This window comes from Halobaculum rarum (genome assembly GCF_040025155.1).
Lineage (GTDB): Archaea > Halobacteriota > Halobacteria > Halobacteriales > Haloferacaceae > Halobaculum > Halobaculum rarum.
Map to the genome: position 1 here is coordinate 1,178,699 of NZ_CP157275.1, position 25,038 is coordinate 1,203,736.

At 69.0% G+C, this 25,038-nt stretch carries 23 protein-coding genes and 1 tRNA gene; 10 read left to right on the forward strand and 14 right to left on the reverse strand.

What is annotated here, in order from left to right:
• Nucleotides 1–114 precede the first annotated feature (114 nt).
• Both ABJD39_RS06245 and ABJD39_RS06250 read right to left on the reverse strand, forming a co-directional pair.
• A complete protein-coding gene (locus ABJD39_RS06245) occupies nt 115–1,578 on the reverse strand; it encodes a D-aminoacyl-tRNA deacylase (protein ID WP_348613143.1) in 1,464 nt (487 codons plus the stop codon).
• A 112-nt stretch (nt 1,579–1,690) separates the two neighbouring features.
• On the reverse strand, nt 1,691–3,016 hold the full coding sequence (locus ABJD39_RS06250) for a sodium:calcium antiporter (RefSeq protein WP_348613145.1): 1,326 nt from the start codon (nt 3,014–3,016) through the stop codon (nt 1,691–1,693).
• Nucleotides 3,017–3,241: 225 nt separating this feature from the next.
• Here ABJD39_RS06250 and ABJD39_RS06255 point away from each other — a divergent pair, with 225 nt between their 5' ends.
• The 6 genes from ABJD39_RS06255 (at nt 3,242) to ABJD39_RS06280 (ending at nt 8,692) form a co-directional block, all read left to right on the forward strand.
• Nucleotides 3,242–4,078 carry a shikimate dehydrogenase gene (locus ABJD39_RS06255; RefSeq protein WP_348613147.1) on the forward strand — a complete coding sequence of 279 codons (837 nt, stop codon included), beginning with the start codon at nt 3,242–3,244 and terminating at the stop codon, nt 4,076–4,078.
• An 83-nt stretch (nt 4,079–4,161) separates the two neighbouring features.
• Nucleotides 4,162–4,941 (forward strand): helix-hairpin-helix domain-containing protein, encoded by a 780-nt coding sequence (locus tag ABJD39_RS06260; protein WP_348613149.1) that lies wholly within the window; start codon nt 4,162–4,164, stop codon nt 4,939–4,941.
• A gap of 73 nt (nt 4,942–5,014) precedes the next feature.
• Complete coding sequence (locus ABJD39_RS06265; RefSeq protein ID WP_348613151.1) at nt 5,015–6,673, forward strand: anthranilate synthase component I family protein; 1,659 nt, start codon at nt 5,015–5,017, stop codon at nt 6,671–6,673.
• Entirely contained in the window at nt 6,670–7,260 is a 591-nt protein-coding gene (locus tag ABJD39_RS06270; protein ID WP_348613153.1) for an anthranilate synthase component II, read from the forward strand. The genes ABJD39_RS06265 and ABJD39_RS06270 overlap by 4 nt, the downstream gene beginning before the upstream one ends.
• Nucleotides 7,257–8,231 carry an aminotransferase class IV gene (locus ABJD39_RS06275; RefSeq protein WP_348613155.1) on the forward strand — a complete coding sequence of 325 codons (975 nt, stop codon included), beginning with the start codon at nt 7,257–7,259 and terminating at the stop codon, nt 8,229–8,231. The genes ABJD39_RS06270 and ABJD39_RS06275 overlap by 4 nt, the downstream gene beginning before the upstream one ends.
• Nucleotides 8,232–8,266: 35 nt before the next feature.
• Nucleotides 8,267–8,692: a Rieske (2Fe-2S) protein gene (locus ABJD39_RS06280; protein ID WP_348613157.1), complete on the forward strand. Its 426-nt coding sequence runs from the start codon at nt 8,267–8,269 to the stop codon at nt 8,690–8,692.
• 32 nt (nt 8,693–8,724) lie between these two features.
• Here the strand turns inward: ABJD39_RS06280 and ABJD39_RS06285 are convergent, their stop codons facing one another.
• The 5 genes from ABJD39_RS06285 to ABJD39_RS06305 all read right to left on the reverse strand — a co-directional run bounded on the left by ABJD39_RS06285 (nt 8,725) and on the right by ABJD39_RS06305 (nt 12,359).
• The gene (locus ABJD39_RS06285) at nt 8,725–9,177 is read right to left on the reverse strand and encodes a hypothetical protein (protein WP_348613159.1); all 453 of its coding nucleotides are present in this window, start codon (nt 9,175–9,177) and stop codon (nt 8,725–8,727) included.
• 186 nt (nt 9,178–9,363) lie between these two features.
• The gene (locus ABJD39_RS06290) at nt 9,364–10,641 is read right to left on the reverse strand and encodes an RNA-guided endonuclease InsQ/TnpB family protein (protein ID WP_348613161.1); all 1,278 of its coding nucleotides are present in this window, start codon (nt 10,639–10,641) and stop codon (nt 9,364–9,366) included.
• Between the two features lie 161 nt (nt 10,642–10,802).
• Nucleotides 10,803–10,877, reverse strand: a tRNA-Met gene (locus ABJD39_RS06295).
• Nucleotides 10,878–10,989: 112 nt separating this feature from the next.
• Nucleotides 10,990–11,439, reverse strand: coding sequence for a GtrA family protein (locus ABJD39_RS06300; RefSeq protein ID WP_348613163.1), 450 nt, complete (start codon nt 11,437–11,439; stop codon nt 10,990–10,992).
• On the reverse strand, nt 11,436–12,359 hold the full coding sequence (locus ABJD39_RS06305; RefSeq protein WP_348613165.1) for a glycosyltransferase: 924 nt from the start codon (nt 12,357–12,359) through the stop codon (nt 11,436–11,438). Before ABJD39_RS06305 ends, ABJD39_RS06300 begins: the two co-directional genes overlap by 4 nt.
• Before the next feature lie 109 nt (nt 12,360–12,468).
• Here ABJD39_RS06305 and ABJD39_RS06310 point away from each other — a divergent pair, with 109 nt between their 5' ends.
• Nucleotides 12,469–14,859, forward strand: coding sequence for a DUF2298 domain-containing protein (locus tag ABJD39_RS06310; RefSeq protein ID WP_348613166.1), 2,391 nt, complete (start codon nt 12,469–12,471; stop codon nt 14,857–14,859).
• 31 nt (nt 14,860–14,890) lie between these two features.
• Here the strand turns inward: ABJD39_RS06310 and ABJD39_RS06315 are convergent, their stop codons facing one another.
• From ABJD39_RS06315 to ABJD39_RS06340, 6 genes are all read right to left on the reverse strand, one after another.
• Nucleotides 14,891–15,157 carry an HAH_0734 family protein gene (locus ABJD39_RS06315; protein WP_348613168.1) on the reverse strand — a complete coding sequence of 89 codons (267 nt, stop codon included), beginning with the start codon at nt 15,155–15,157 and terminating at the stop codon, nt 14,891–14,893.
• Between the two features lie 139 nt (nt 15,158–15,296).
• On the reverse strand, nt 15,297–16,190 hold the full coding sequence (locus ABJD39_RS06320) for an ABC transporter ATP-binding protein (RefSeq protein ID WP_348613169.1): 894 nt from the start codon (nt 16,188–16,190) through the stop codon (nt 15,297–15,299).
• Entirely contained in the window at nt 16,187–17,005 is an 819-nt protein-coding gene (locus tag ABJD39_RS06325) for an ABC transporter ATP-binding protein (protein ID WP_348613171.1), read from the reverse strand. The genes ABJD39_RS06320 and ABJD39_RS06325 overlap by 4 nt, the downstream gene beginning before the upstream one ends.
• Entirely contained in the window at nt 16,998–18,395 is a 1,398-nt protein-coding gene (locus tag ABJD39_RS06330; RefSeq protein ID WP_348613173.1) for a branched-chain amino acid ABC transporter permease, read from the reverse strand. Before ABJD39_RS06330 ends, ABJD39_RS06325 begins: the two co-directional genes overlap by 8 nt.
• Nucleotides 18,392–19,339 carry a branched-chain amino acid ABC transporter permease gene (locus ABJD39_RS06335; RefSeq protein WP_348613175.1) on the reverse strand — a complete coding sequence of 316 codons (948 nt, stop codon included), beginning with the start codon at nt 19,337–19,339 and terminating at the stop codon, nt 18,392–18,394. Before ABJD39_RS06335 ends, ABJD39_RS06330 begins: the two co-directional genes overlap by 4 nt.
• A gap of 6 nt (nt 19,340–19,345) precedes the next feature.
• A complete protein-coding gene (locus ABJD39_RS06340) occupies nt 19,346–20,662 on the reverse strand; it encodes an ABC transporter substrate-binding protein (protein ID WP_348613177.1) in 1,317 nt (438 codons plus the stop codon).
• A gap of 182 nt (nt 20,663–20,844) precedes the next feature.
• On the opposite strand from ABJD39_RS06340, the gene ABJD39_RS06345 reads away from it, so the two are divergent.
• Nucleotides 20,845–21,723: a proline dehydrogenase family protein gene (locus ABJD39_RS06345; protein ID WP_348613179.1), complete on the forward strand. Its 879-nt coding sequence runs from the start codon at nt 20,845–20,847 to the stop codon at nt 21,721–21,723.
• Nucleotide 21,724: 1 nt separating this feature from the next.
• On the opposite strand, the gene ABJD39_RS06350 is transcribed toward ABJD39_RS06345, so the two are convergent.
• Nucleotides 21,725–22,438: a helix-turn-helix domain-containing protein gene (locus tag ABJD39_RS06350; RefSeq protein WP_348613180.1), complete on the reverse strand. Its 714-nt coding sequence runs from the start codon at nt 22,436–22,438 to the stop codon at nt 21,725–21,727.
• 130 nt (nt 22,439–22,568) lie between these two features.
• On the opposite strand from ABJD39_RS06350, the gene ABJD39_RS06355 reads away from it, so the two are divergent.
• Nucleotides 22,569–24,089 carry an aldehyde dehydrogenase family protein gene (locus ABJD39_RS06355; RefSeq protein WP_348613182.1) on the forward strand — a complete coding sequence of 507 codons (1,521 nt, stop codon included), beginning with the start codon at nt 22,569–22,571 and terminating at the stop codon, nt 24,087–24,089.
• 57 nt (nt 24,090–24,146) lie between these two features.
• Nucleotides 24,147–25,022: an HVO_0234 family beta-propeller protein gene (locus ABJD39_RS06360; protein WP_348613184.1), complete on the forward strand. Its 876-nt coding sequence runs from the start codon at nt 24,147–24,149 to the stop codon at nt 25,020–25,022.
• Nucleotides 25,023–25,038: the final 16 nt, after the last annotated feature.

Consider the following 25,038-nt stretch of genomic DNA (forward strand, 5'->3'; position numbering starts at 1 on the left):
CCTTCCCCTCGCGTCTTGCCTCCGTCAGACGCCGTTCGCCGGGCCTCCGACGGCGCCGAAGGCGGGGACGGCGGCGACTCCGATGCACCGACGACCGTCCGGTACTTGCGTTGGTCAGACGGAGAACACTTCCTCGCGCTCGCGAGCGACCGTCTCCGGCCGGATCGTCTTCCCGTCGACCTCGACCGGTTCGCCGGCCGAGAGCGCGCCGAACTTCGGTCCCTCGGGAACGCCCAACGTCGCCGCCCGCCCGGGGTCGAACGACTCGACGCGCGCGAGAACGGCGTCGTCCTCGCGGACGACCTCGTCGTACTTCTCGGCCAACACCGCCGCGAGGTCGGCGACGAGCGCGTCGTACGGATCCGCCCCCGCGTCGGCGCCCGCCGGCAGCTCGTCGCCTCGGGCCGTCGGGAGCGCCGCGCGGCCGGCCGCACGCGTTCCAGCCTGCTCGGTCCCGAACGCGACGGTGTGGCGCTCGACTGCCGCGCGGGCGGCGTCGGCGTCGATTCCCTGCGCCTCCGTGAGCAGGTCGGCCGGGAGGTCGACGACGCGGTAGCCGTCCGCTGTGTCGCGCTCACACACCTCGACGCCGCCGGCGCGCTCGCCGAACCGGAGTCCGTCCTCGACCGGACGGAGGTCCGCTTCCAGCGCGTCGACGAGGGCGAGCGGCCGGTCGCCGACCGCGCGGACCCATGACTCCCCGACGATCCGCACGTCGCGTTCGACGAGCGCCTCGCGGAGGACGGGGGACTCGCCCTCGACCAGCGCGAAGTCGGCGTCGCTGGCGCGGATGACCGCATCGAGCACGTCGGGGTGCTCCTCGGGGTGGCCGAGCTCCTCCAACTGCCAGTCCGAGGCGATGTGTCCCACGCCCCACGCAGTCTCGCGGACCACCCGCTCGAACCGTGGGGCGTAGTGGCCGCCGCCGAAGCCGACGACGTGGCGCGGGCGGTCGGGGTCGCCGACGGCGACGCTCGCGCAACGAGCGGGGAGATCAAGCACCGCCCGGGCGACCGCGTCGGCGCCGTCGGGGTCGTCCCACTGCTCGTCGTCGCTGCCGAGTTCGGCGAACACCGCGGGCGTCGCGAGGTCGGTGGGGCCGTGGTGGGTTCCCTCGATGGCGACGCCGTACCCCTCGGGGGCGTGCTCGTCGAACCCGGCAACGAGCGCGCGCTGGACGCCCGGACACGCGGGTGCGAACGACCCCGGCTCCCCCCCGTACTCCGCGTCGCCGAAGTTCCCCGTGAAGTGGCACGTCAGGAGCGGGCCGGTGTCGCCGGAGTGCCGGGAAACGAACACGAGGTACTCGGGATCCTCCGAGAAGGCGGGGGTCGGGTCGTCGAGTCGGATGTGCAGGTCGTCGAAGCTGCGGAGTTCGAAGCGCACCGAGGCGTCGGCGGCGACATCCCCGTCGCCGTTCCCGCCCGCGTCGCCGCCGTCGAGCGTGTAGAACGTGCCGCCGCCGTCGGCGTCGTCGCGGGCGGGGTCCGTCCGCTCGGTCCACTCCGCATGCGCGAGCAATCGCTCGGCGATGTGGGTCGAGGCGCGGTCAGCTCTGGAAACGACGATACCGATCACTGAGGGGACGTAGCGGCGTGGCGCTGGAATACGCGTCGGTTCCGGACGAGCGGGCTGGAACGGACAGATGGTGGAACGGACGAACGCTGGAACGGACGAAGACGCCGGTCCGTCAGTCGGCCGGTTGTTCGGACTCGCCGCCGACAGCCTCGCGGATGGTCGTCCCCGTGAGCGATGCGACCGCCCGCATCTCGTCGCGGCGGGTCGCCAGGAGCCCGACCGTGAGCACGAGGTAGAGGACGGTGTACGCCTCGAGCAGGAGGATCGAGCTGGCCTCGGCGGCCGCCTCCGTCATCGTCCGGATGAAGTAGAACTCGGTCACCACCTGCGAGAGGAACAGCACCAGCAACACCAACGCCTCACGCACGGAGATCTGGAAGTTGACCAGGATTGCGAGCGCGAAGAAGCTCTGTGCGGCGGTGATCCAGATCTCCGCCGCCTGCTTCTCGTCGAACATGAGCACGCCGTACTGTCCCGCGGAGATGCTGTACACGACCGCGAGCGTCCCGATGAGCAGCGTCCACTGGTTCAGCTTCGAGGAGATGAGCGCGTTGAACGCCGCCGTCGCGCGCGCCTTGTTGACGAGATACGCGGTGACGATGAGCTCCGGGCTCTCGGAGGCCAGCGGCGCGATCCACTGGATCATGAAGAACTCGGGGATCCCGTACTGGAGGCCGAGGGCTTCGAGCCCGTGGGCGAACGGCTCGACGGCAGTGAAGATAAGCATCCCCGAGTAGCCGAACAGCGTGAGCACCGAGGTCGCGCGGACCGCGAACGGCTTCGACTGGAGGTACGCGGGAACGCCGACCTGCTCTTCGACCTCCTCGACGTCACCGCGGATGATGACGAGGATGTACGCGGCGTACAGCCCGACGAGGACCAGCGTGTCGATCCCGCCGATCCCGCCGCCCAGCGGAACGAAGAACGCGAACACGGTCGCGGCGAACAGGAACGCGATCTCGAGCGAGATGTCGCGGTCGAGCGAGACGTAGTCGCCGAGGAGGTTGTCGGTCGTGACGACGTTGGGGTCGTCGCCGCGGGCGTACGCCTGATAGATGGAGAACAGCGCGATGCCGGACCAGCCGATGCCGATGAGGATCCGGTTCGCGCCGGTCATGTTCGCGACCGCGAGGTTCGCCGCCTGCGCGTCGCCCTGTCCCGCCTGCCAGGCGTACAGCGCGTCGACGGCGTACTCGGGCGCGACCGCCAGCACCGCCAGCACGGCGATCGCGAACGCGCGCGGCACGTCCTTCTCGGCGGTTTCGGCGCCCCACGCGAGCAGGAACGACGCCCCGAGCACGGCGACGCCGCTCACGGCGACCGTTCCGAGCGTCGAAAAGCCCGCGGCTCGCCCGGTCGCCCACGAGAGGATCCAGGGGAGTGTCAGCGCCAGCCCGCCGAACAGCGCGACGAGCGGACTTCGAAGACGTGAACTCATTATCGCCACGGAGCCAGCGGCTCTCCCTTACTCTTGCGCTTCGCGCTGATCCGTCGAATATCGGATGATATCACCCGATCAGCCCGTTTAGTGTACCGTTTGGAGGCGATGGCTCATGGCAGGAGCAGATGGAAGAACACGAGATACCCGTCGATCAGCGCGACCACTCGGACCGGCCCACCTCGTCCCCGGGACGCTTTTCCGGCCGCTCCGGGAGGAACTCGTATGGACGTGTACGGACTCATCGGGACGCCGGTCGAGCACTCGCTGTCGCCGCCGATGCACGAGGCGGCGTACGACGCGCTCGGGATGGACGCCCGCTACGTCACCTTCGAGCCGGACGCCGACGACGGGGCCGCCGCCGTCGAGGCCGCGGCCACGCTCGGCGTCGCGGGACTGAACGTGACGGTGCCGTTCAAACAGGACGTGCTGTCGGCGGTCGAGCCCGACGGTCTCGCGGCCGAGGTCGGCGCGGTGAACACCGTCGACTACGCCGCGGATCCGCCGCGGGGGTACAACACCGACGTGGCCGGCGTCCGCCGAGCGTTCGATCACCACGGCGTCGAGCACGAGGACGCCGCCGCCGTCGTCGTTGGCGCCGGCGGGGCGGGACGGGCAGCGGCGTTCGCGCTCGCGGAGGACGCGGTCTCGCTCCACATCGCCAACCGCACCGCCTCGCGCGCGGAATCGCTCGCGGCGGAGGTCCGTTCGGCGCTTCCCGACGACCGCGACACGCCGACCGCCGTCTCCGCGGGCGGACTCGACTCGCTGGCCGAGCGCATCCCGGACGCGGACCTGCTGGTGAACGCGACAACTGTCGGGATGGAGGCCGACGAAACACCCGTTCCCGCGGAGTATCTGCACGACGGCCTAGCGGTGCTGGACGCCGTGTACGCCCCGCTGGAGACGCGCCTGTTGCGGGAGGCGGCCGACGCCGGAGCGACGACGATCGACGGCGCGTGGATGCTGTTGTATCAGGGCGTCGAGGCGTTCGAGCGCTGGACCGGCGAGGACGCGCCTGTCGACGTAATGAACGAGGCGCTCCGCGCGAAACTCCGGTGACACCGGGGTGTCACCGCTCCTCCCCGGTGTTTTCTCTGAGATCTGCGCTGGATTTTTAAAAAGCGGCGGCGTGGGTTCGCCAAATGGGACTCCTTCAGCAGATCAAACGACTGCTTGGTATCGGGCGCGATCAGTCGGACAGTCACTCGACCGAGACAGCGGTGACGGTGGAGCGCGAACGCGACGAGCCGGAGACGGAGCCGGAAACGACGACCGAAGACGCCGTCAAGGGGACCGACGGGGACACCGAGGCCGACGACGACAGCGAAGACGGCGACGAGGACGCGGCCGCCGCCGGCACCGACGCCGCCGCCAGCCCCGGGACGGAGTCGGTCGACGACGACGAAACCGCCGACGAAGTCGCGGAGGCGGACGAGCCGGCGGACGACGACGAGCCCGTCGCCACGGAGACGGAGGCCGCCGCCTCCACGGACTCGCTGGTCGACGAGGCGGAAGCGAGCGACGACGCCGCCACGAAGGCCGAGCCCGCGGAGGCCGCCGGTCCCGACTCGGAGGACGTCACGACCGACGTCGACGAGATGGAAGCGGAGACCGACGAGAGTGAGCCAGCGGCCGACAAAGTGGCGGACGACAACGGCGAGCCCGACGGCGCAGACAGCGCCGAAGAGGAGCCGGACGAAGTGGCAGACGACGGCGACGACGGCGACGACGGCGATGCCGATGTCCCGGTCGACCGGATAAAGGGGATCGGCCCGGCGTACGCCGAGCGCCTCACGGAGATCGGGATCGAGACGGTCGCGGATCTCGCGGCCGCCGACGCCGGGGAAGTCGCAGACCAGACCAGCGTCTCTGAAAAGCGCGTCGGGCGGTGGATCGACCGCGCGGTCGACTTCGAGTCGTAGCGATCCAAGCCGTCGGGACGAGCGTCCCGGTCGGAACCGAACCCGCTTTTTCGGAGCCGCGACACCACCACCCATGGAGACGGTTACGGACCGCGATGAGTTCCGTCGCCTCGCGGCCGACGCCCCCGCTGACGCCCGGATCCCCGTGGAGCGTCGGGTCGCGATCGACGATCCGTTCGACGCCTACCGTCGCGCCCGACACGGCGGTCGGCCGGGCGTGTTCTACGAGACCACCGGCGGCCAGCCCGGCTGGGGATACTTCGGCGTCGACCCCGCGGAGACGCTGACAGTCGGTCCTGGTGCGGTCGTCCGCGACCCGAACCACTCCGGCCACGGCGACTATGCGGCCCCGTCGCCGACGCTGTCGGCGCTCGAGGGGCTGCTCGATTCCGGGACGCTCGTGCGCGGCGGCTGCGACGTGCCGTACCCCTGCGGCGCCTTCGGCTGGCTCTCGTACGACGTCGCCCGCGAGCTGGAGTCGTTTCCCGCCGACGGCGCGGTCGACGATCGCGGCCTACCGCGGCTTCAGGCCGCCGTGTACGCGACGCTCGCGTCGTGGGAGGAGCCGCGAACTGACGGGGAGGTCTCCCTCCGGGTCACGTCCTGCCCCCGGCTCGACGACCACCCGAACGGCGACGCGGCCTACGAGGCCGGCCTCGCCGCCGCCGGCGACCTGATCGACCGGATACGCGACGGCGACCCCGAGGTCGGCCCCGCGCCCGCCGCCGGCGGCGACGCCGCGTCCGCGACGTTCGAGAGCGACTGCGGCCGCGAGGCGTACGCCGAGCGCGTCCGCCGCGTCAAGGAGTCGGTCCGCGCGGGCGACACCTTCCAGGCGAACGTGAGTCAGCGCCTGGCGGCGCCGGCGGCGGTCCACCCAGTCACGGCCTATGCGGCGCTGCGGGCGCGCAACCCCGCGCCCTATTCCGGGCTGGCGGAGTTCCCCGGCGTCGACCTCGTGAGCGCGAGCCCGGAACTCCTGTTGCGTCGGGTTCCCGGGGCGGAACCGGACAGCGCCGGCGATGTGGACAAGGACGACCGGGAGGACAGTCGGGAGGACGGCGCTCGACTCGAAACGGAGCCCATCGCCGGGACCCGGCCGCGCGGTCCCGACCCGGAGACCGACGCCGGGCTCGAAACCGAACTCACCGGCGACGAGAAGGAGCGCGCCGAGCACGCGATGCTGGTCGACCTGGAGCGCAACGACCTCGGGAAGGTCAGCGAGTACGGGAGCGTCTCGGTGCCGGAGTACCGCCGCGTCGACCGCTACTCGGAGGTGATGCACCTCGTCTCGCTCGTCGAGGGAACCGAGCGGCCCGATCGCTCGCTGGCGGACACGCTCGCGGCGGTGTTCCCCGGCGGCACCATCACGGGCGCGCCGAAGCCGAAGACGATGGCGATCATCGACGCCCTCGAGGGCACCCAGCGCGGGCCGTACACGGGCTCGATGTTCGCCGCCGGCTTCGACGGCCGCCTGGTCGCCAACATCGTCATCCGAACGCTCGTGTGCACGGGCGAGGAGTATCACCTCCGTGTGGGCGCGGGCGTCGTCCACGACTCCGACCCGGAGGCCGAGTACGAGGAGACGCTCGCGAAGGCCCGCGCGCTGGTCAGGTCCGTTGACGACGCGCTTGAGTCGGGCATGGCGGTCGAGGAGGGCGGCATGGGCGGAGAGGAGCGCGACGCGGAGGGGCGCGGCACGGCGGAGCGTGGCACGGAGGTGGACGAGTGACCCGCGTCCTCGTCGTCGACAACTACGACTCGTTCGCGTACAACCTCGTCCAGTACGTCGGCGAGTTGGCCGCCGAGGTGGTCGTTCGGCGCAACGACCGCGTCGACGTGGACGACATCCGCGCCCTCGACCCGGACGGCATCGTCGTCTCCCCCGGTCCCGGAACCCCCGAGGAGGCGGGTGTCTCGATCCCGGTGTTCGAGGACCTGACGTACCCGACGCTCGGCGTCTGCCTGGGGCACCAAGCGCTGTGTGCGGCCAACGGCGCCGCGGTCACGCTCGCGCCGGAGGTCGTCCACGGGAAACCCTCCGACGTGCGCCACGACGAGCGCGGCGTGTTCGCAGGGCTGCCCGACCGCGTCGAGGTCGGACGATACCACTCGCTGTGCGTCGAACACGACGCGATCCCGCCTGAGCTGGCCGAGACCGCCTGGACCGACGACGAGCGCGGGGTGGTGATGGGAGTGCGCCACACCGAACGGCCCCACATCGGCGTACAGTTCCACCCCGAGAGCATCCTCACCCCGGACGGCAAGCGCATGATCCGAAACTTCCTCGGGGTCTGCGAGCGAGGTGGGTTCGAATGAGCGACGACCGCGACGATGACCGCGTGGCCGCCACCGACCGCGCCTACCACGTCGACGGCGAGTTGGTTCCCGCGAGCGAGGCGTCGGTGTCGGTGACGGACCGCGGGTTCCAGTACGGCGACGCCGCCTTCGAGACGGTCCGGGCGTACGGCGGGACGCTGTGGCGGTGGGACGCCCACGTCGAGCGCCTGTTCGGAAGCCTCGACGCCCTCGGGATGCCGGCGGACGAACTCGGCCTGTCGGCGCTGGATCTGGAGGCCCGCGTCCGCGACACGGTTCGCGCGAACGACCTCGCGGACGCATACGTCCGCCTGTCGGTGACGCGCGGGGAGACGCCGGGATTCGCGCCGCCCGCCGCCGACGAGACTGATCCCACGGTCGTCGTCCTCGTGAAGCCGCTCCCGCGGGGCGGCAGCCCCGACGCCGGCGGCGAGTCCGTCTGGGACGGGCCGGCGACGATCCAGACGGTGAAGGCCCGCCGAGTGTCCGACCGTGCGATCCCGAGCGACGCGAAGACGCACAACTACCTGAACAACGTCCTCGCTCGCGTGGAGACGCGCGTAACTGGCGCCGACGAGGCCGTCATGCTCGACGACGACGGCCACGTCGCCGAGTGCGCGACAGCAAATCTGTTCTTCGTCGCCGACGACGCCATCCACACCCCCTCGCTCGACGGACCGGTCCTCCCGGGCGTCACCCGCGCCGAGGTGCTCGATATCGCCCGCGAGGAGGGGTTCCCCGTCGAGGCGGGCGCCTACACGCCCGACGACGTGCGCGGCGCCGACGAGGCGTTCATCGCCTCCTCGATACGGGAGATCCGGCCGGTCGGAACCTACGACGGCGTCGACGTGGGAGGCGGACCGGTGACGACGCTCCTATCGCGGCTGTACGACGAGCGCGTGGAGGCCGCCTGCTACGCGGATAACTCGAACGAGCAAGCCGACGGCGACGGAGACCACGGTCCGGAATAGGGAGGCATACAAGCGCGCCGCCCTACCCCCACCGCATGGACGAGGCCGCGCGCGTCGCCGACGCCGACGACGTGCCCGAGGGCGAGACGCTGCTGTTCACCGTCCGCGACGAGGAAGGCGAGCTGGCGGAGGCGTTCTGCACCCGCCTGGCGGACGGGACGGTCGTCGCGTACCGCAACTACTGCCAGCACTGGACGGACGTGCGCCTCGACAAGGGCGACGGCGCGCGCGTCACGAACGGCGAGGTGTGGTGTCAGAAACACGGCGCCACCTTCCAGCTCGACACCGGCTACTGCGACTTCGGCCCCTGTGAGGGCTCGGTGATGGAGGAGGTCGACGTGACCGTCGCCGACGGCGGCGTGTACGTCGACGACGAGGAGTACACCTTCGAGCAGCTCGGCCCCAGCGGCGTCGACAGGGGCGACGGCGGCGACAGTCGGATCGACTTCACCGGGAACTGATCCGTCGGCCGGGCCGAGAGACGAAATTCCCTTCAGACGTCCGACGACGAGAGCGCGTCGCCCGTCGCGCCCAGATCCGGGTCGATGGCGTCCCGGACTGCCTCCACGGCCGTCGTCACGTTCGCGTCGGGATCGAGCGTGAGCAACAGGCCCTCGCGCCCGGAGTACACGCGGACGACCGTGAGGTGCTCCATCCCGGTGGCGATGGACTCGACGCCGCCGGCGACGGGGAACAGCTCGTCGACGAACAGCCCGATCTCAGAGAAATCGATCCCCGCGTACTGGTGGACCCGGTCGAAGTGTTCCGTCATCTCCTCGGCGTCGGCGTATAACGATCGTGTGAACTCGTCGCAGTAGACGATCTCGTACGTGTCCGGCGTGAACGCGGCGACGACGTGGAGGTCCGAGCCGTCGTCGAGCGCGTCTCGGATGGCCGCCGTCGCGGCGTCGACGTCGAACGAGACGACCGCGTCACCCCCTGGCATGGCATCGGATTTCGGCAGGTGCGTGAAAACACCGTCGGTCAGTCATCGAGCGTCTGAGCGAGGAGTTGTGTCGGTGTGGTCGAGCGACGTACCACGGCCCCAGGTCTCCTCGGGACTCGGGGCGGCGTGGGTCGAACATAGCGGGAGGTGAACCGCTCCGGATTGAGACCCAGAGCTTCCCGTGGGTTAGTCTGAAACCCCCACGCTACCGTCGGTCTGATGACCTCGGGCGGTAGGGTGGGTCACGGACGGGGCGTCCACAGCCCCCGATGCCCGCCGTCGCACCTTCCGGACCTGTGGAAGGCTGTTGAGAGCAGGCACATTCCAAGACTGGTGTTGCTTGACCTCTTTCAGCGCGATGTTGACGCTTGCATTCCGATCGGCGTGGTCCTGTCGTCCACACGAGCAGCATTTGAACCGCTTCCTGTTGCGGTTCGCTCGTTTGATATGGCCACACAATGAACATCGCTGACTCGTATATTCCGGGTCGATCCAGACAGTAGGTATATTCTCGAATGCCGCCTTGTACGACATGTAGAACTGCAACGCACGGAACGGTAGTCGATGCAAGCGACGATTCATGCGCGCTCCGTAATCGATCCGGTCGGGCATCTCTTTGAGGTCTTCAAAGACGATGCACGGTCTTTCAAATCGGGTGGTCCACTCGACGACAGATCGGCTGACCTTATGCAGTCGGTCCCGGACGAACCGTTCTTCACGTCCCGTCAATGCGTCGTGCATACTCCACTTCCCCGCTTTCTGGATTCGCTTACGCATAGTGAAGTATCGGTGACGCTCGAATTTGATCTCGGGGAAATCGATGATCACCGTGTCCTCAACGCCGTTTTTCGAGACTGCCGTGAGAGCGACATTGTCTTCGTTCACGTCGACTCCAACAACGGTTCGTGAGCCCTGCTTGTCCCGAACCCGCTGTTCGGTGTTGGTAACAGTAACGTGTAATTCCGGGGTGCCGTTGTGGAACATCGCTTCCGCCGTCCCGATGCTCCAACAGTCGCCTGTGAGTGCGGTTTTCAGGATATCGAAATGCGCCCCGCTACCGTCGAGTAAACCGGTGACGTGTTTGTACGGTTTCGCGCTGATCCGAAATGCAACGTCTCCTGTGTCAGTCATGGAGAGAGTGTATCCCTCGCCGTAATTGGCACGGAGCGGATACGGACCAGATTTGGTGTGACTCGGGAGGCCGATGTCGTCGTGCTCATGGAAGCTATCCATCGCGGTGAGCGCTTTTGCGACGATACGCTGCGTGGTGTTCTTTACGAGATCGACACCATCGGCAACCCGATCCGGTATCTTCCTCCGATCGATACCGGCTTTTGCGAGTCGAATAGCCTCGTTGTACGCTGTCCGCGACTCGTGAGTAGCGTCGTATAACAGACTCTCGTTGTCGCTCTCAATATCGATCTGGAAGTCCAGTGTTTTGACGAGAGTCTGTGATTCCACCACCGCGATAGCCAGTATGTCGGCATTGTGTATGTATTTGATCTAACCACAGTGAAAGTGAATCACCAAGTCGATTAGATATTCGGCCACGAAGGGAACAGACAAACACCCAATACGGTAGTTCGTTGCTCAACACATGTTTCGTGTTGTCAACGAATGAAAACTAGCGGGAGGTAGATTTGAACTACCGATCTCCGGGTTATGAGCCCGGCGGAATCTCCTGGCTATCCCATCCCGCTACCAGAGCCAAAACGACCTGCACTTGTAAGAGTTGTGTTTCACATCCCGCCGCCGTGTGGGAGTTTGACCCACGATATCGGCCGCACCGGGACGCGAGCACGTCGCCGAACGTCACTCCAGCACGCGCCAGGTGAACAGGCTCTCGGCGACGTAGTTGACGACCATCCCGACGCCGATGCCGCCGGCCCGGGAGACGACGAACCAGAGGTCGATCCCGGCGACCGACAGCGGGAGCGCGATCCCGCGGAACAGCGCCGTGAACACGAGCAATTGGACGGCGATCCCGCCGGCGCGCACGAGGTTCGACTTCACAAGCCGGCGAAGGGTCGGAGCGAGCCCACCGAGTCCCTCCTCGGCGAACGTCACACGGTCGTTGAGCAGGAACATCACGACCACTGCCACCTCGATCCCGACGAACGCGGCGAGTTCCGGGAACACGCCGAGTTCGCGCAGCGCCGTCGAGGTCGCGATATCGAAGGCGAAGCCGACGACGCCGACGGAGACGAACTGGCCGATACGCGTTCCGGAGGCCAGGGCCGCGAGCGCACCGTCGTCGGTCATCGCGACTTGGTCCCGTTGGTGTCGCGATCGTCACCGACGGTATCCCCGTCGGCGTCGCGTTCGGCTGTGGTTCTCGGGGTCGCGCCCCCGTCGCTCACGGCGCCGCTGTCGTCGGATCGGTCGATCAACGCGACGCCCTCCGCGCGGTCGATCAGGCGGTGGAGCCGGTCGTCGCGGATGAGCCGGGCGCGGTGGCGCGCCACCAACAGTCCGCGGCCCATGTCGAGCGTGTCGCCGACGGGCGAGACGGTCGATCCGGGCTGGTCCTCCCACGCGATCGGTACCTCCGCGATCCGGTAGTCCAGCGCCGCCGCGACCGCGACGAGTTCGATGTCCCACGCGAACCCCGGCTCGTACAGGTGGTCGCGGACGCGCTCCCACGCCGCCGCCGTGATCGCCTTCGCGCCGCACTGGTAGTCGTACAGCTCCGCGTCGAGCAGGCGACGGGCGATCCACGCGAACCCGTCGCCGAGGAACCGCCGGGCGAACGTCTGATGGGAGCGGACCACGGAATCCGGGTGGCGTCGCGACCCCGCCGCGAGGTCGGCCTCGCCGTCGCACACGGGGGCGATCACGTCCGCCAGCGACGGCGCCGGGGTGGCACCGTCGGCGTCGGCGAAGGCGTACACGTCCGTCGAGAGCGCCTCGAATCCGGCGGTGACGGCCGCACCCTTCCCGCGGCGGCGGCGGACGACGCGGCAGTCCACGCCGTCCGGGAGGTCGAAGGGCGCTGCGGCATCGGAGGCTGCGGCGTCGGAGGCTGCGGAGTCGGCGTCCACACTGTCGGCGCCGTCCGGGAGGTCGAGTTCGACGCGGAGCTCGTCGGGGTCGATCGTCTCGCGGATCGCGTGGAGGTAGGTCCGGAGCCGACCGGGGTCCGGGTGGTAGGCGGGGACGACGACGCCGACGGTCGGCTGCATACCGGTGGCTTCCGCGTCGTCGGATAAAAACCGTGTGAAACGGGCGCACTCACGACGACACCGCGACGGAGGGAAAGGAACTTACCCCGGCGGCTACCCGTGGGAAGCGATGGAGTACGGTCTCGTCGTCCGCTGGCTCGTGGTCCTCCTCGCGCTCGGCGCCGTCGGCGTCCCGATCGCCGCCCGACTGTTCCCACGGTCGGCGACGCGGGGCGCGGGGTTCGCGCTGCCCATCGCCGCGCTGACGCTCGGTCTCGGTTCCTTCTGGGTCGGCCGCGTCACGTTCGGACCGATCGCGCTCGCCGTCGCCCTGCTGATCCTGCTCGCGCTCGCCGCGCTCGCGATGGTCGATCGCGGGGCGCTCCGCGACGGGACCGTCGCGTTCGACGACGACGCGGTCGACCGGCTGCCCGACCGGAGTGTCGTCGCCGAGACGGCCGCGGTGTTCGCGGTCGCGTTCCTGTTCGTCGTCCTGATCCGCGCGTTCGACCCCGGCGTCGACCCGAGCGCGGGCGAGAAGTTCCTCGATTACGGCATCCTCAAGTCGCTGCTGCGGGCCGGGACCCTCCCGCCGGAGGACATGTGGTTCGCCGGCGAACCCGTCCGCTACTACTACGGCGGTCACCTGCTGGCGGCGCTGTTCACGACGCTGACGGCGACATCAGCGCGCTTCGGATACAACCTCGCGCTCGCGGGCTTCTTCGGGATGCTCGTCGCCGCCGTCTACGACCTCGCGGGGTCAGTCGCCGCGAGTCGCGGGCGCTCGCGGCGAACCGCCGGCCTGCTCGGGGCATTCCTCGTCGGGATCGCCGGGAACCTCCACACGGCGGGCTGGGTGTTCCTTCGGGCGCTCCCGCCGGGGCTCCGGGGGTCCGTCGCCGGCCTCATCGGATTCGACGCGAGCGAACTCGTCACGCGGGAGTTCTCCTACTGGACCGCCAGCCGCGTCATCCCCCGCACGATCAACGAGTTTCCGCTGTTCGCGTGGCTCAACGGCGACCTCCACGCGCACATGACGATGACGCCGTTCCTCCTGCTCGGAGCGGCGCTCGCGTTCGCGCTGTATCGCACGCCCGAATCGGAGCCGCGCCGCCGGCGACTCCTCCTGTTCGGCGCCGTCCCGCTCGTGGGCGGCTTCCATGTCGTGCTCGACACCTGGAGCTTCCCGAGCGTGTTCGGACTCGCGTGGCTCGCGCTCGCGGCCGCGCCGCCGGCGCCACGGACGCTGCTCCCCGCCTCGATCCGGCGGCGCCTCGACGCGCGGCTCGGCGCCGGCGATGACTCGGCACGCTTGCCCGCGGAGCTCGGCCGCCCGGTCGTCGCGGCCGCGCTCGTCGCCGGCGCCGGACTGCTCGCGGTCGCCGTGGCCGCGCCGTTCCTGCTCGTCGCCGTCGCCGGCGGCGGGAGCGAGCGCGAGCTCGCGGTGCTTCCCCTCGAGATGCGCTCGTCGCTGGGCGATCTGCTCGTCGTCCACGGCGCCTTCCTCGCGACGTTCCTCGCGGGGCTGCTCGGCGCGGTCGGCCGGGAGCGGCCGCTGACGGTGGTCGCCGGCATGGGCGCGCTCACGCTGGCCGGCGTGGCCGTCGGGCTGCCGGCGCTCGGGCTCTTCGGCGTCCTACTGGTCGCCGGCTGGGTCGCGCTCCGGACCGACCGCGCGGGCTTCGAGACGGTGTTGATCGTCGGCGGCGCGGGGCTGGCGCTCGTGGTCGAAGTCGTCTATCTGAACGAGCAGGCCGGACCCGGCCGAATGAACACCGTGTTCAAGACGTACGCGCAGGTGTGGCCGCTGTGGGCCGCCGCCGCCGGCGTCGTCCTCGCGGGGATGCTGGAGGCCGTGCCGCGCCCGGACGCCTCGGTGCTGTGGCCGGGGGAGGGCACGCGCGACGTGGCGGCGGCGGTGTTCGTCGCCGGCCTGCTCGTGTCGACGGGGATGTACGCCGCCTTCGCCGTCCCGGCGCACGTGAACGAGGGGTATCCCGACAAGCCGACGCTCGACGGCACCCACTTCGTCGGCGCGTTCCATCCCAGCGAGGAGCGCGCGATCGACTGGCTGGACGCCCGCGAGGGGCAGCCCGCGATCCTCTCGGCTCCCGCGACGGGCGTGTACCCCGGCGCAGACTCCAGGTACGGCCACTCACCGACGATGTACCAGTGGGACGCGAGCCCCGCCGCGAGCCTCACCGGGCTGCCGACGGTCGCCGGCTGGCACCACGAGGTCGGCTACCGCGGTCCCGAGGCGTACTTCGCGCGGGTCCGCGCGGTCGACGACGCGTACACGTCCGAGGCGGCCGCCGTCGAGGCGTTCCGAGAGTACGACGTGCGCTACGTCTGGGTCGGCCCCGCCGAGCGCGAGCGCTACGACGGCCGCGGCATGATCGACTTCGCGTCCATCGACGGCGTCGAGGTGGTCGAGGAGGCGTCGACGCCGTCGGCGACGGTGTTCCGGGTGACGGAGTCGGAGCTGCCGGCGGCGTCGTCGCTGCGGGACGAAGAGAACTGACGGACGGGAGATCGGGGGCGGCGGCGGGCGTTCAGACGTTGAGGTCGCCGCCGGACTTCACGATGTCCAGGGCCTCGGCGTCGATCGTGTCGACCTCCAGCCAGTGCGGGACGTACGTTTTCGTCTCGAAGTCCTCGCGCTCGTCGTCGGTACCGATGGTGCACCACAGCTGCGGCTCGTCGGGACCGTGGTAGTCGCCCTGCCGCTGAATGGAGAAGACGCGCAGCTCCTGGCCGTCGTAGTCGATGACGCCGTCCTTGCGGAGTCCCGGGTCGCCGTGGACGATGAGCTTCTTCATGCGCCCGGCTTGGCGGGTTCATACACTAAGGGTTTCGATGGCGCGCGTCTCCGGGCGACGCGGCAGCGACGACGCGGCAGCGACGCGGCAGCGACGATGTGACGACTGCGACGCCGTGACGACGCGGCAGCGACGACGCCTACCCGCCGAGATACAGGCGCGACACGTCGGGGTTGTCGAGCAGCGCGTCCGCCTCGTCGGCGTACGCGACGGTCCCCTGGTCGAGCACGTACCCCGAGTCGGAGATGGACAGCCCCTTGCGGGCGTTCTGCTCGACCATCAGGATCGCCGTCCCGAGGTCGTTGACCGCGAGCACGTCGTCGAACACCTCGTCGGCCGTGTTGGGCGCCAGCCCCGCCGACGGCTCGTCGATCAGCAGCACGTCCGGCTCCATCACGAGCGCGCGAGCGAACGCCAGCACCTGCCGCTGGCCGCCCGAGAGCGTCCGGGCCTTCGCGTTCCGCTTCTCCGTGAGGATCGGGAACCGGTCGTATAATTGGTCGATCACCGGCCCGAGGTCGTCGTCGCGGGCGACCCCGCCCATGCGGAGGTTCTCCTCGATCGTGAGGCTCCCGAACACGTTCTCGGTCTGGGGAACGTAGCCGATCCCCTCGCGGACGATGTCCTCGGGGGCCAGCCCGCCGATGTCGTCGCCGCGGTAGCGGACGTGCCCCGACCACGGCGTCAACAGCCCGAACACCGTCTTCAACACCGTCGACTTGCCGGCGCCGTTCGGCCCGATGAGACACGCGATCTCGCCGGCGGACAGCGACAGCGAGAGGTCGTCGAGCACCTGCACGTCGCCGTAGCCGCTGTCGACGTGCTCCACCGAGAGCACGGTCTCCTCGGTGGTGGTGTCGTCGACGCCGGCAGTGTCGTTGACGGCGGTAGTGTCGTTGGCGGCGGTAGTGTCGTCGACGCCGGCAGTGTCGTTGACGGTAGCGGTGTCGTCGACGGCGGCGGTGTCGTCGTTGTCTTCGGCGCTGTCCTCGGCGTTGCCGTCGGTCCCGGACGGAGTCGCTCGGTCGCTCATTCGCCCGGCCCTCCGAGGTAGGCGTCGATGACGCGGTCGTCGTTGCGGACGGCGTCGGGTGTTCCCTCGACGAGGACGCTTCCCTGGTCGAGAACGACGATCGGGTCGGCGAGGTTCATGATGAACTCCATGTCGTGTTCGATGATACACAGCGTGACGCCCTCCTCGTTGAGTCGGGCGATGTGGTCGCGCAGTTTGTTCGCGAGCGTCGGGTTGACACCCGCGACCGGTTCGTCCAGCATGAGCAGTTCGGGCTCGGCGAGCATCGCCCGCGCGAGCTCCACCAGCTTCAGCTGACCGCCCGAGAGGTCGGTCGCGGGCTGGGTCGCGAGGTGGTCGATCTCGAACCGCTCCAGCATGCGCTGGGCGTCCTCGATGTTGCGCGTCTCCGCGGCTTCGACCGCCCCGGGGCTGGTGAACAGCTTCACGAACGACTCGCCGGGCTGGCGCTGCGGCCCGACGAGCATCGCCTCGCGGACGGTCATCCCTTCCAGCGTTCGGGGCGTCTGGAACGTCCGGATAAGTCCCTCGTCGGCGACCTCGTGGGGTTCGGCGCCGGTCACGTCGACCCCGTTGACCGTGACGGTGCCCCCGTCGGGCTCGTAGAAGCCCGAGACGAGGTTGAAGATCGTCGACTTTCCGGCGCCGTTCGGACCGATGAGGCCCGTGACGGTCCCTCGCTCGACGGCGAAGGAGGCGTCGTCGGTGGCGACGAGCCCGCCGAACGTCTTCCGGAGCCCGTCGACGCGCAGGACGACGTCCTCCTTGTCGAGGTTCGGGCCGTCGGTCAGCGCGGGTGTCTCGCTCTCACTCATGGTCCTCACCTCCGTTGCGGGTCGCAGGATCATTCAGCTCCGCGTCGGGATCGGAACCGGCCTCGGACGCGCCCGCGGCGGCGTCCTCCGTGACCGTCTCCCGGGGGTTCGTCTCTCCCGGTCCCGCCGAGCCGGCGACCGACGCCGGCCAGATGAGTTCCCGCTGGGGCGGGAGCACGCCCTGGGGGCGGAACCGCATTACCAGAACGATGAGTAGGCCGACCGCGAGCAGCCGCGTCGACGCGAAGTTGTTCACGATCCTCGCGTACGCACTCGTCACGAGTGGCAGGTCGAGCGGGAACGACGCCGGCAGTACCTCCCCGAGGAAGCGAGTTCCCTCGCGGATGGCAATGACGACGAAGCCGCCGAAGATCGCCCCGCGATTCGAGCCGCTCCCGCCGAGGATCACCGCGATCCACACGTAGAACGTGTTGATCGGCTCCAGGTCGCCCGGGCTGACGAAGAGGTTCAGGTGCGCGTAGAACACGCCCGCCAGCGCCATGATCACGCTCCCGAGCACGAACGCCTGCATCTTGAACGCGTAGGTGTCTTTCCCCAGTGCCTCCGCGAGGTCCTCGTCCGAGCGGATCGTCCGGAGCACGCGACCCCACGGCGAGCGGTGGACTCGGCGGAGGACGGCGAAGACGACGGCGACCATCGCGAGCACGAGCGCGACGTTCAACAGCGCCTGCCAGAACGGCGCCCCGAGCGTGAACCCGAGCAGCCGCGTGGATCCGAGTCCCGGGACCGCCACTTCGTGAACCTGGATCCCGGGCAGCGTCTGCGGGAGCGTTCCCAGCACCGGCCAGCCGTCGAAGAACCCCGGGAGGCCCCGCAGGCCGGCGCTCCCGTTGGTCACGCCGCGCTGGTTCAAGAACAGCAGGCGGACGACCTCCGCGAGCCCGAGCGACGCGATCGCGAGGTAGTCCGCACGCAGGCGTAGCGTCGGGATCCCGATGGCGACGGCGACGACCGCCGCGAGTGCCACCGCGGCCAACAGGCCGACGACGGTGAGCGGGACGACGCCGTAGAGCCGCGCTCCCGAGACCCACACCAACTCCACGCCGGCGAGGCTGAATCGCCACCCCTCGGCCCCGATCGGGGAGTTTCTGGCGGTCAACAGCGCCGTGCCGTACGCGCCGATCCCGAAGAACGCCGCGACCGAGAAGTTGATCAGCCCGGTGTACCCCCACTGCACGTTCAGCCCGAACGACAGCAGGACGTACATCCCGACGAGGCCGACGAGATACAGGAAGTACGTCGGCGCGAGCCCGCCGGTGACGAGCCCGAACAACAGTAGCGCCGCCAGCACGACGATGAAGCCGACGACGCCCTGTTCCGCACGGGTGAGGTCCCCGAACCGTCCACGTGCGTCGTCTGCGACGCTCACGTCGCCTCCTCCCCGGCGATGCCGGACGGTCGCACGAGCAGCACGGCGACCATGATGAGGAACACGATGGCGTTCGCGTACTCGATACCGATGGGAATGCCGAAGCTCTCGGGGACGAACGGGATCTCCTGTCCGAGCCGCGGGAGGATCGGCGTCAGTTGGTTGATCATCCCGATGAGGAAGCCGCCGACCATCGCGCCGTAGACGGAGCCGATCCCGCCGAGGATGACGGCCGCGAACACGACCAGGAGGATGTTGAACCCCATCCGGGGCGAGATGTTGTTATAGAGCCCGAGGAAGACGCCGCCGGCACCGGCGAGTCCGGCGCCGATGACCCACGTCCAGATCTCGATCCGATCGGTCCGGATCCCCGAAACGCGCGCGAGCGAGGGGTTGTCCGCCGTCGCGCGCATCTTCCGGCCGAGATCAGTGTACTGGAGCAGGGCGTGGAGGCCGGCGACCAGCACGGCGGCGCTGGCGACGATCGCCACGTCGTGGAGCGTCATCCGGATCCCGTACGGGATCAGCGCCTCGATCGGTCGCAACAGCGGTATCTGAAACTCGACGAACCCGGTTCCGAAGCCGAGTTGAACGATCGCGCGATACACGAACGCGACCCCGATCGACGTGATGAGCAGCCCGATCGAGCCGACCTCGAGCGGCTCGTAGACGATCTTGTGGGTGACCACCGCGACCGCCGCGGCGACCGCGACGCCGACGACCAGCGCGAGGAAGAACCCGAGCGGCAGTCCGAGCACCTCCGCACCGAGCGTGCCCACGAAGCCGAACGTCACCAACGCGCTGTAGGCGCCGACGGTCATCGTGTCGCCGTGGGCGAAGTTGGCGAAGTTGGCGATCGAGTACACCAGCGAGAGCCCGATACTGGACAACACGACGATGCTGCTGAACACGAGCCCGTTCGCCAGGTATTCGAGAACCGACATCGAGGGTTAGCCCTCGATCGTGCCCGAGGAGACGTACTCGTGGTTCTCCACGGTGAGGACCTGCAGGAACCCGACCGGATCGCCGTTCTCGTCGAAGTCGATCGGGCCGGAGACGCCCTGGTAATCGATGTCGGAGGGGGAGCCGTCGTCGCCGAGCACCTCCATCGCCTCCTCGAAGGTGAACACCTCCTCACCCTCCGGACGCGTCACGTCGCGGACGGTCTCTTGGAGCGCCGCGCCGGTGAACTCGTCGGCCGTCGCGATCGACAGCGCCGCCGTGACCACGCAGTCGTAGGCGAACGCCGACCACGAGGACGGGGTTTCGCCGTACTCGGACTCGAACTCCGAGGCGAACGTCTGGTAGTTGTCCTGGTCGACGGCCGCGGAGGGAACGACGACTTTCATGCCGTCGAGGCTCCCCTCGGGCGTGTTGCCGAGCACGTCCGACCCCTGGACGGAGTCGGCGCCGTAGAACTGCGCCTCGTAGCCGTTGGAGTACGCCTCCTGTGCCATCGAGGTGAACTCGGGCTGGTAGGTGATGAACAGCCACGCGTCCGCGTCGGAGTTGGCCATCCCGGACACCGTCGAGGAGTACGACGACTGCCCCTGGTCGTGGGGCTCGTCGTAGGCGATGTCGCCGCCCCACTCCTCGCGGAACGTCTCGGCCAGTCCCTGCCCGTAGTCGTTGTTCACCCACGCGAGCGCGACCGAGTCGTAGCCGTCCTCCTCGATGATGCGCGCCAGCGCCGCCGACTGCGTGCTCCCCGTCGGCGACATCCTCAGGAGCCCGGGGAAGTTCGTCAGGTCCGGGCTCGTGGAGTTCTGGCTCAACTGCACCACGTCGGTTCCCTCAATCACCGACTCGTAGATCGCCAGCGACACCCCGGAGCCGACGGCGCCGATGACGAACGGGACGCCGTCCTGGTTGACGAGCTTCTGGGCGGCCGAGACGCCGGACTGCGACTGGCTCTCGGAGTCCTCGACGATTATCTCCAGGTCGCGCCCGCCGATACCGACCTCATTCACGTCGGCGAGCGCGAGGTCCTTCCCGCGCTGGTTGCGCTGGCCGAACGCCGACAGCGACCCGGTGAGCGAGTCGACCATCCCGATGGAATACGGTCCGGTCTCCCCGCCGTCGTCGGCGGTCGTCTCCTCGTCGCCGCCACCGTCGCCACCGCCGCCGCCCGATTCCTCGGTGGGGGTGTCGGTCGCCGCGTCGTCGGTTGTGCTGCAGCCGGCGAGTCCCGCCAGCCCTGCGAGGCCCGCGGCCCCGGACGCTTTCAGTACGTCCCGCCGGTTCGGTCCGATGTCATCCGATACCATGACTAACGGTATCTGTCTCCACAAGCTTATCCCTATATCCCTCCCCGACCATGGTCGGAGCCGCGACGGCGACGCCGGCGGTCGCGCCGAACTGGTCCGTCGATGTCGTTGTATTCATACTAACCGACGCGGATTATTTGGTCGGGTTTCGATTGATGGGGAAGCCGGTCCGATGGCGACACATGATACCGCCTATCGCGAACAACTTCGTCGCCGGGGAGACGCCGGAGGCGGCCCTGTCCCACGTCGAGGACCTGAACGGGCAGGGGGTCGGCGCCATCCTGAACCTCCTCGGCGAGCACTACCACGAGCGGGACGCCGCCGACGCGGACGCCGACGCGTACGTCGCGCTGGTCGAGGCGCTCGCCGAGCGCGACCTCGACGGCTGCGTCTCGGTGAAGCCCTCGCAGATCGGGCTCGGCGTCTCGCCGGCGGCGTTCGAGGAGAACCTCGCGCGCATCGTCGACAGCGCGTCGGGTGGCGACGCGAACCGGTCGACCGGGCGAAGCCCGGGAGACGCCGCCGACTGCTTCGTCTGGATCGACATGGAGGACCACGACACCACCGACGTGACGCTCGACGCCTTCGAGCGCCACGCCGTCGAGACGGACGGGAACGTGGGCGTCTGCGTGCAGGCGAACCTGCAACGGACCCCGGAGGACCTCGAACGGCTGGCGTCGCTCCCGGGGAAGGTCCGACTCGTGAAGGGCGCCTACGACGAGCCCGCGGCGATCGCCCACCGGAAGAAGTCGCGGGTCGACGAGGCCTACCGGGACTGTCTGGCGTTCATGTTCCGCGAGTTCGACGCCGGCGTCGCGGTCGGGAGCCACGATCCGGCGATGATCGACCACGCCCGCGACCTCCACGCCGAACACGGGACGCCCTACGAGGTGCAGATGCTGATGGGCGTCCGCGAGGAGGCGCAGGTCGACCTCGCCGCCGAGGGGATCGAGGTGAACCAGTACGTGCCGTACGGCGGCAAGTGGTTCCAGTACTTCTCGCGGCGGGTGCGCGAGCGCAAGGAGAACGCGCTGTTCGCGCTGCGGGCGGTCCTCGGGTGATTCAGGGGTCCAGCAGCTTCGACTCGGCCTTTCGCAGGTGTTCGAGCAGCGTCGTCTTCGACCGGCCCACTCGGTCGGCCAACTCTCGCGTCGAGCAGCCGCGGGGCCACTCGTAGTAGCCGGCCGCGCGAGCCGCCTCGAACACCTCCCGCTGGGTCGGCGTGAGCGTGTCGAGGCGCTGTTCGCGCTCCGTGCGGTCGGCCGCGCCGTCTGCGGCCGTGATCGAGACGACGGATACCTCCGCGCCGGCGTCCTCGCGGACGTCGTCGAGGGCCGCCTCGATGTCCGACCGCTCGCCGGTGAAACACAGCTGCCACTCCTCGCGACCGTCCTCGATGCGGACCGGCGCGCTGTGGACGAAACCGTGGCGCAGCAGCGTCGGGCAGACCATGTCGTTCGGGTCGTACTCGAGGAAGAACTCCCGGACGACGTTGCCCGGGGCGTCACGGGCGCGGCCGAATCGCTCCTGGAGTTCGAGCACCTCCCCCGCGTAGTCCGACGCCCGGATCTCCTCGAGGAGCGCCTCCACCTCCCGGTTCGTGTCGCCGAAGGCCGTAAACAGTCCGTTGACCGACTCGGGCGCCATCTTCGGCGTGTCGTAGATGGCGTGGGCCAACACGCCGCCCCCGGCCCGTTCGGTCGCCTCGATGGCCCAGCAGTTCGGATGCCAGAGATCGAGCGTGAGCCGAGTTCCGGCGTTCATCTCCTGCCGCATCATAACGTAAGTACCACGTGGAGATATATATGTGAGCGGTTACCAACCCCAACCCGACCATAGTCGGGTGTCAGTCGGCCCGACCATGGACGGCTCGGGAGTTACCACCGCCGGTGGCGGTGTCAGATCCATGCCGGCAGCTTACCAGCACTACATCGACGGCGAGTGGACCGACGGGGCGGGCGAGGAGACGTTTACCAGCGAGAACCCCGCCAACGGCGATGAACTCGGCGAGTTCCGCCGCGGCACCGAGGCCGACGTCGACCACGCGGTCGCGGCCGCCGACGACGCGTTCGAAGACTGGAAGGAACTCTCCCACATTGACCGCGCGGAGTACCTCTGGGACATCTATCACGAACTCAAGGAGCGCCACGACGAACTCGGCGAGATCGTCACCAAGGAGTGCGGCAAAGAGATCTCCGAGGGGAAGGCAGACGTGACCGAGGCGTGGCACATGGTCGAGTGGGCCGCCGGTGACGCCCGCCATCCGAAAGGCGATGTCGTGCCCTCCGAGATCCCCAGCAAGGACGCGTACATGCGGCGGAAACCGCGGGGTGTCGTCGGCTGCATTACGCCCTGGAACTTCCCCGTCGCCATCCCGTTCTGGCACATGGCTGTCGCGCTCGTCGAGGGCAACACGGTCGTGTTCAAGCCCGCCGAACAGACGCCATGGTGCGCGCAGATCCTCGCGGAGATGTTCGAGGACGCGGGCGTTCCCGACGGCGTGTTCAACCTCGTGCAAGGCTTCGGCGACGCGGGCAACGCCATCGTCGAGGACGACCGCGTCGACACCGTTCTGTTCACTGGCTCGGCCGAGGTCGGCCACAAGATCGCGAGCAAGGTCGGCGGCGAACCCGGCAAGCTCGCCGCCTGCGAGATGGGCGGTAAGAACAATATCGTTGTCACCGAGAAGGCAGACTTGGATACGGCAGTGCACTCCGCGGTCATGTCGAGCTTCAAAACCACGGGCCAGCGCTGTGTCTCCTCCGAGCGCTTGGTCGTCCACGAGGACGTATACGACGAGTTCAAGGAACGGTTCGTCGAGAACGCCCAGAACGTCGCCGTGGGCGACCCGTTGGACGAAAACACGTTCATGGGGCCGCTCATCGAACCCGAGCACAAAGAGAAGGTCTCCGAGTACAACCAGCTCGCCAAAGACGAGGGCGTGAACGTGCTCGTCGACCGCGAGGAACTGGAGGATTCAGAGATCCCCGACGGGCACGAGGAGGGCCACTGGACGGGGCCGTTCGTGTACGAGGCCGACCCCCACGAGGACCTGCGGTGCACCCATGAGGAAGTGTTCGGGCCGCATGTGGCGCTGCTGAAGTACAGCGGGGACATCGAGGAAGCGGTCGAGATCCACAACGACACGGACTATGGGCTCGCGGGAGCGATCATTTCCGAGGACTACCGACAGATCAACTACTTCCGGGACAACGCGGAGATCGGACTGGCGTACGGCAACCTGCCGTGCATCGGTGCGGAGGTTCACCTCCCGTTCGGAGGCGTGAAGAAGTCCGGCAACGGCTACCCGTCAGCTCGAGAGGTCATCGAGGCCGTCACCGAGCGCACCGCGTGGACGCTCAACAACTCCAAGGAGATCGAGATGGCCCAGGGCCTCTCGGCCGACATCAAGACCAAGGACGACTGAGTGGGTCGGCGCTCGCCCTTCGGGGCGCTTATTCACCCGGCCGACGGACGCCCGCGTATGCCAACTATCGCCGAGAAGCGCGTGTTCACGAAGCGCGACGACGTGGTTCGGGCGCTCGTGGCGAGTTCGATGGGCGTCGTCGGGGTGTCCCTCTCTGGCGACATCGTCGGCGAGTTCGGGATCGAACACCGCTGTGACGCCCGCGACGTGGCCGCCCGCGGCGACGCCGTCGCCGTCGCGACCGACGAGGACGTGCTCGTCGGCGACTTCGAGCCGACGGGCCACGGCCCCGCTGTCACCGTGAGCGTCGCGGACGCGGGCGTCATCGCGACGGCGCCCGACGGTGCCGTCTCGGTGCTCGCCAGCGACGCGGACGCCGACGGTTCGAACGCCGACAACGCGGTCGACGACGACGCGTGGACCGTCGTCGGCTCGGTCGACGACCCCCGCCGGCTCGACGGCCGGCTCGTCGCCGCCGCCGACGGCGTCCACCGCCTGACCGGCGGGAGCCTGGAGTACGCCGGGCTGGACGACGCGAGGGACGTGAGCGACCGGGGCGTACCGCTGGCGGTGACCGCCGAGGCGCTGTACACCCTCGGCAACGGCTGGATGCGCGACCTCGAACCGAACGAGGAGGAGCCCGCCGACCCGACCCGTCGGACGGGGGACGGGTTCCGCTGTGTCGCCGCCGACCCCGAGGGGGAGCGCGCGGTCGCCGCGACGGGCGCGGCGCTGTACGAGCGCGCCGACGCGACGGCGACCGACTGGGTCCGACACGACGAGTCGGGCGTGGTCGACGCCGCGTTCGCGGGCCGCCATCTCGTCGCGGTTACCGACAGCGGCGAGGCCCGGGTGTACGCCGACGGAGGGTGGCGCGGACGGACGCTCGGGCTGCCCGACGTGCGGGCGGTCGCGGTGCCGGGCGAACACTGATCCCTGATCGGCTGGG

Excerpts from the sequence above, each read along its gene's own strand:
- ABJD39_RS06260 (WP_348613149.1), top strand. The coding sequence starts at position 4,162 with ATGGGACTCCTTCAGCAGATCAAACGACTGCTTGGTATCGGGCGCGAT.
- ABJD39_RS06250 (WP_348613145.1), bottom strand. The coding sequence starts at position 3,016 with ATGAGTTCACGTCTTCGAAGTCCGCTCGTCGCGCTGTTCGGCGGGCTG.
- ABJD39_RS06325 (WP_348613171.1), bottom strand. The coding sequence starts at position 17,005 with ATGAGTGAGAGCGAGACACCCGCGCTGACCGACGGCCCGAACCTCGAC.
- ABJD39_RS06310 (WP_348613166.1), top strand. The coding sequence starts at position 12,469 with ATGGAGTACGGTCTCGTCGTCCGCTGGCTCGTGGTCCTCCTCGCGCTC.
- ABJD39_RS06305 (WP_348613165.1), bottom strand. The coding sequence starts at position 12,359 with ATGCAGCCGACCGTCGGCGTCGTCGTCCCCGCCTACCACCCGGACCCC.
- ABJD39_RS06335 (WP_348613175.1), bottom strand. The coding sequence starts at position 19,339 with ATGTCGGTTCTCGAATACCTGGCGAACGGGCTCGTGTTCAGCAGCATC.
- ABJD39_RS06360 (WP_348613184.1), top strand. The coding sequence starts at position 24,147 with ATGCCAACTATCGCCGAGAAGCGCGTGTTCACGAAGCGCGACGACGTG.
- ABJD39_RS06275 (WP_348613155.1), top strand. The coding sequence starts at position 7,257 with ATGAGCGACGACCGCGACGATGACCGCGTGGCCGCCACCGACCGCGCC.
- ABJD39_RS06265 (WP_348613151.1), top strand. The coding sequence starts at position 5,015 with ATGGAGACGGTTACGGACCGCGATGAGTTCCGTCGCCTCGCGGCCGAC.
- ABJD39_RS06300 (WP_348613163.1), bottom strand. The coding sequence starts at position 11,439 with ATGACCGACGACGGTGCGCTCGCGGCCCTGGCCTCCGGAACGCGTATC.
- ABJD39_RS06350 (WP_348613180.1), bottom strand. The coding sequence starts at position 22,438 with ATGCGGCAGGAGATGAACGCCGGAACTCGGCTCACGCTCGATCTCTGG.
- ABJD39_RS06315 (WP_348613168.1), bottom strand. The coding sequence starts at position 15,157 with ATGAAGAAGCTCATCGTCCACGGCGACCCGGGACTCCGCAAGGACGGC.
- ABJD39_RS06340 (WP_348613177.1), bottom strand. The coding sequence starts at position 20,662 with ATGGTATCGGATGACATCGGACCGAACCGGCGGGACGTACTGAAAGCG.
- ABJD39_RS06320 (WP_348613169.1), bottom strand. The coding sequence starts at position 16,190 with ATGAGCGACCGAGCGACTCCGTCCGGGACCGACGGCAACGCCGAGGAC.
- ABJD39_RS06285 (WP_348613159.1), bottom strand. The coding sequence starts at position 9,177 with ATGCCAGGGGGTGACGCGGTCGTCTCGTTCGACGTCGACGCCGCGACG.
- ABJD39_RS06280 (WP_348613157.1), top strand. The coding sequence starts at position 8,267 with ATGGACGAGGCCGCGCGCGTCGCCGACGCCGACGACGTGCCCGAGGGC.
- ABJD39_RS06345 (WP_348613179.1), top strand. The coding sequence starts at position 20,845 with ATGATACCGCCTATCGCGAACAACTTCGTCGCCGGGGAGACGCCGGAG.
- ABJD39_RS06255 (WP_348613147.1), top strand. The coding sequence starts at position 3,242 with ATGGACGTGTACGGACTCATCGGGACGCCGGTCGAGCACTCGCTGTCG.
- ABJD39_RS06355 (WP_348613182.1), top strand. The coding sequence starts at position 22,569 with ATGCCGGCAGCTTACCAGCACTACATCGACGGCGAGTGGACCGACGGG.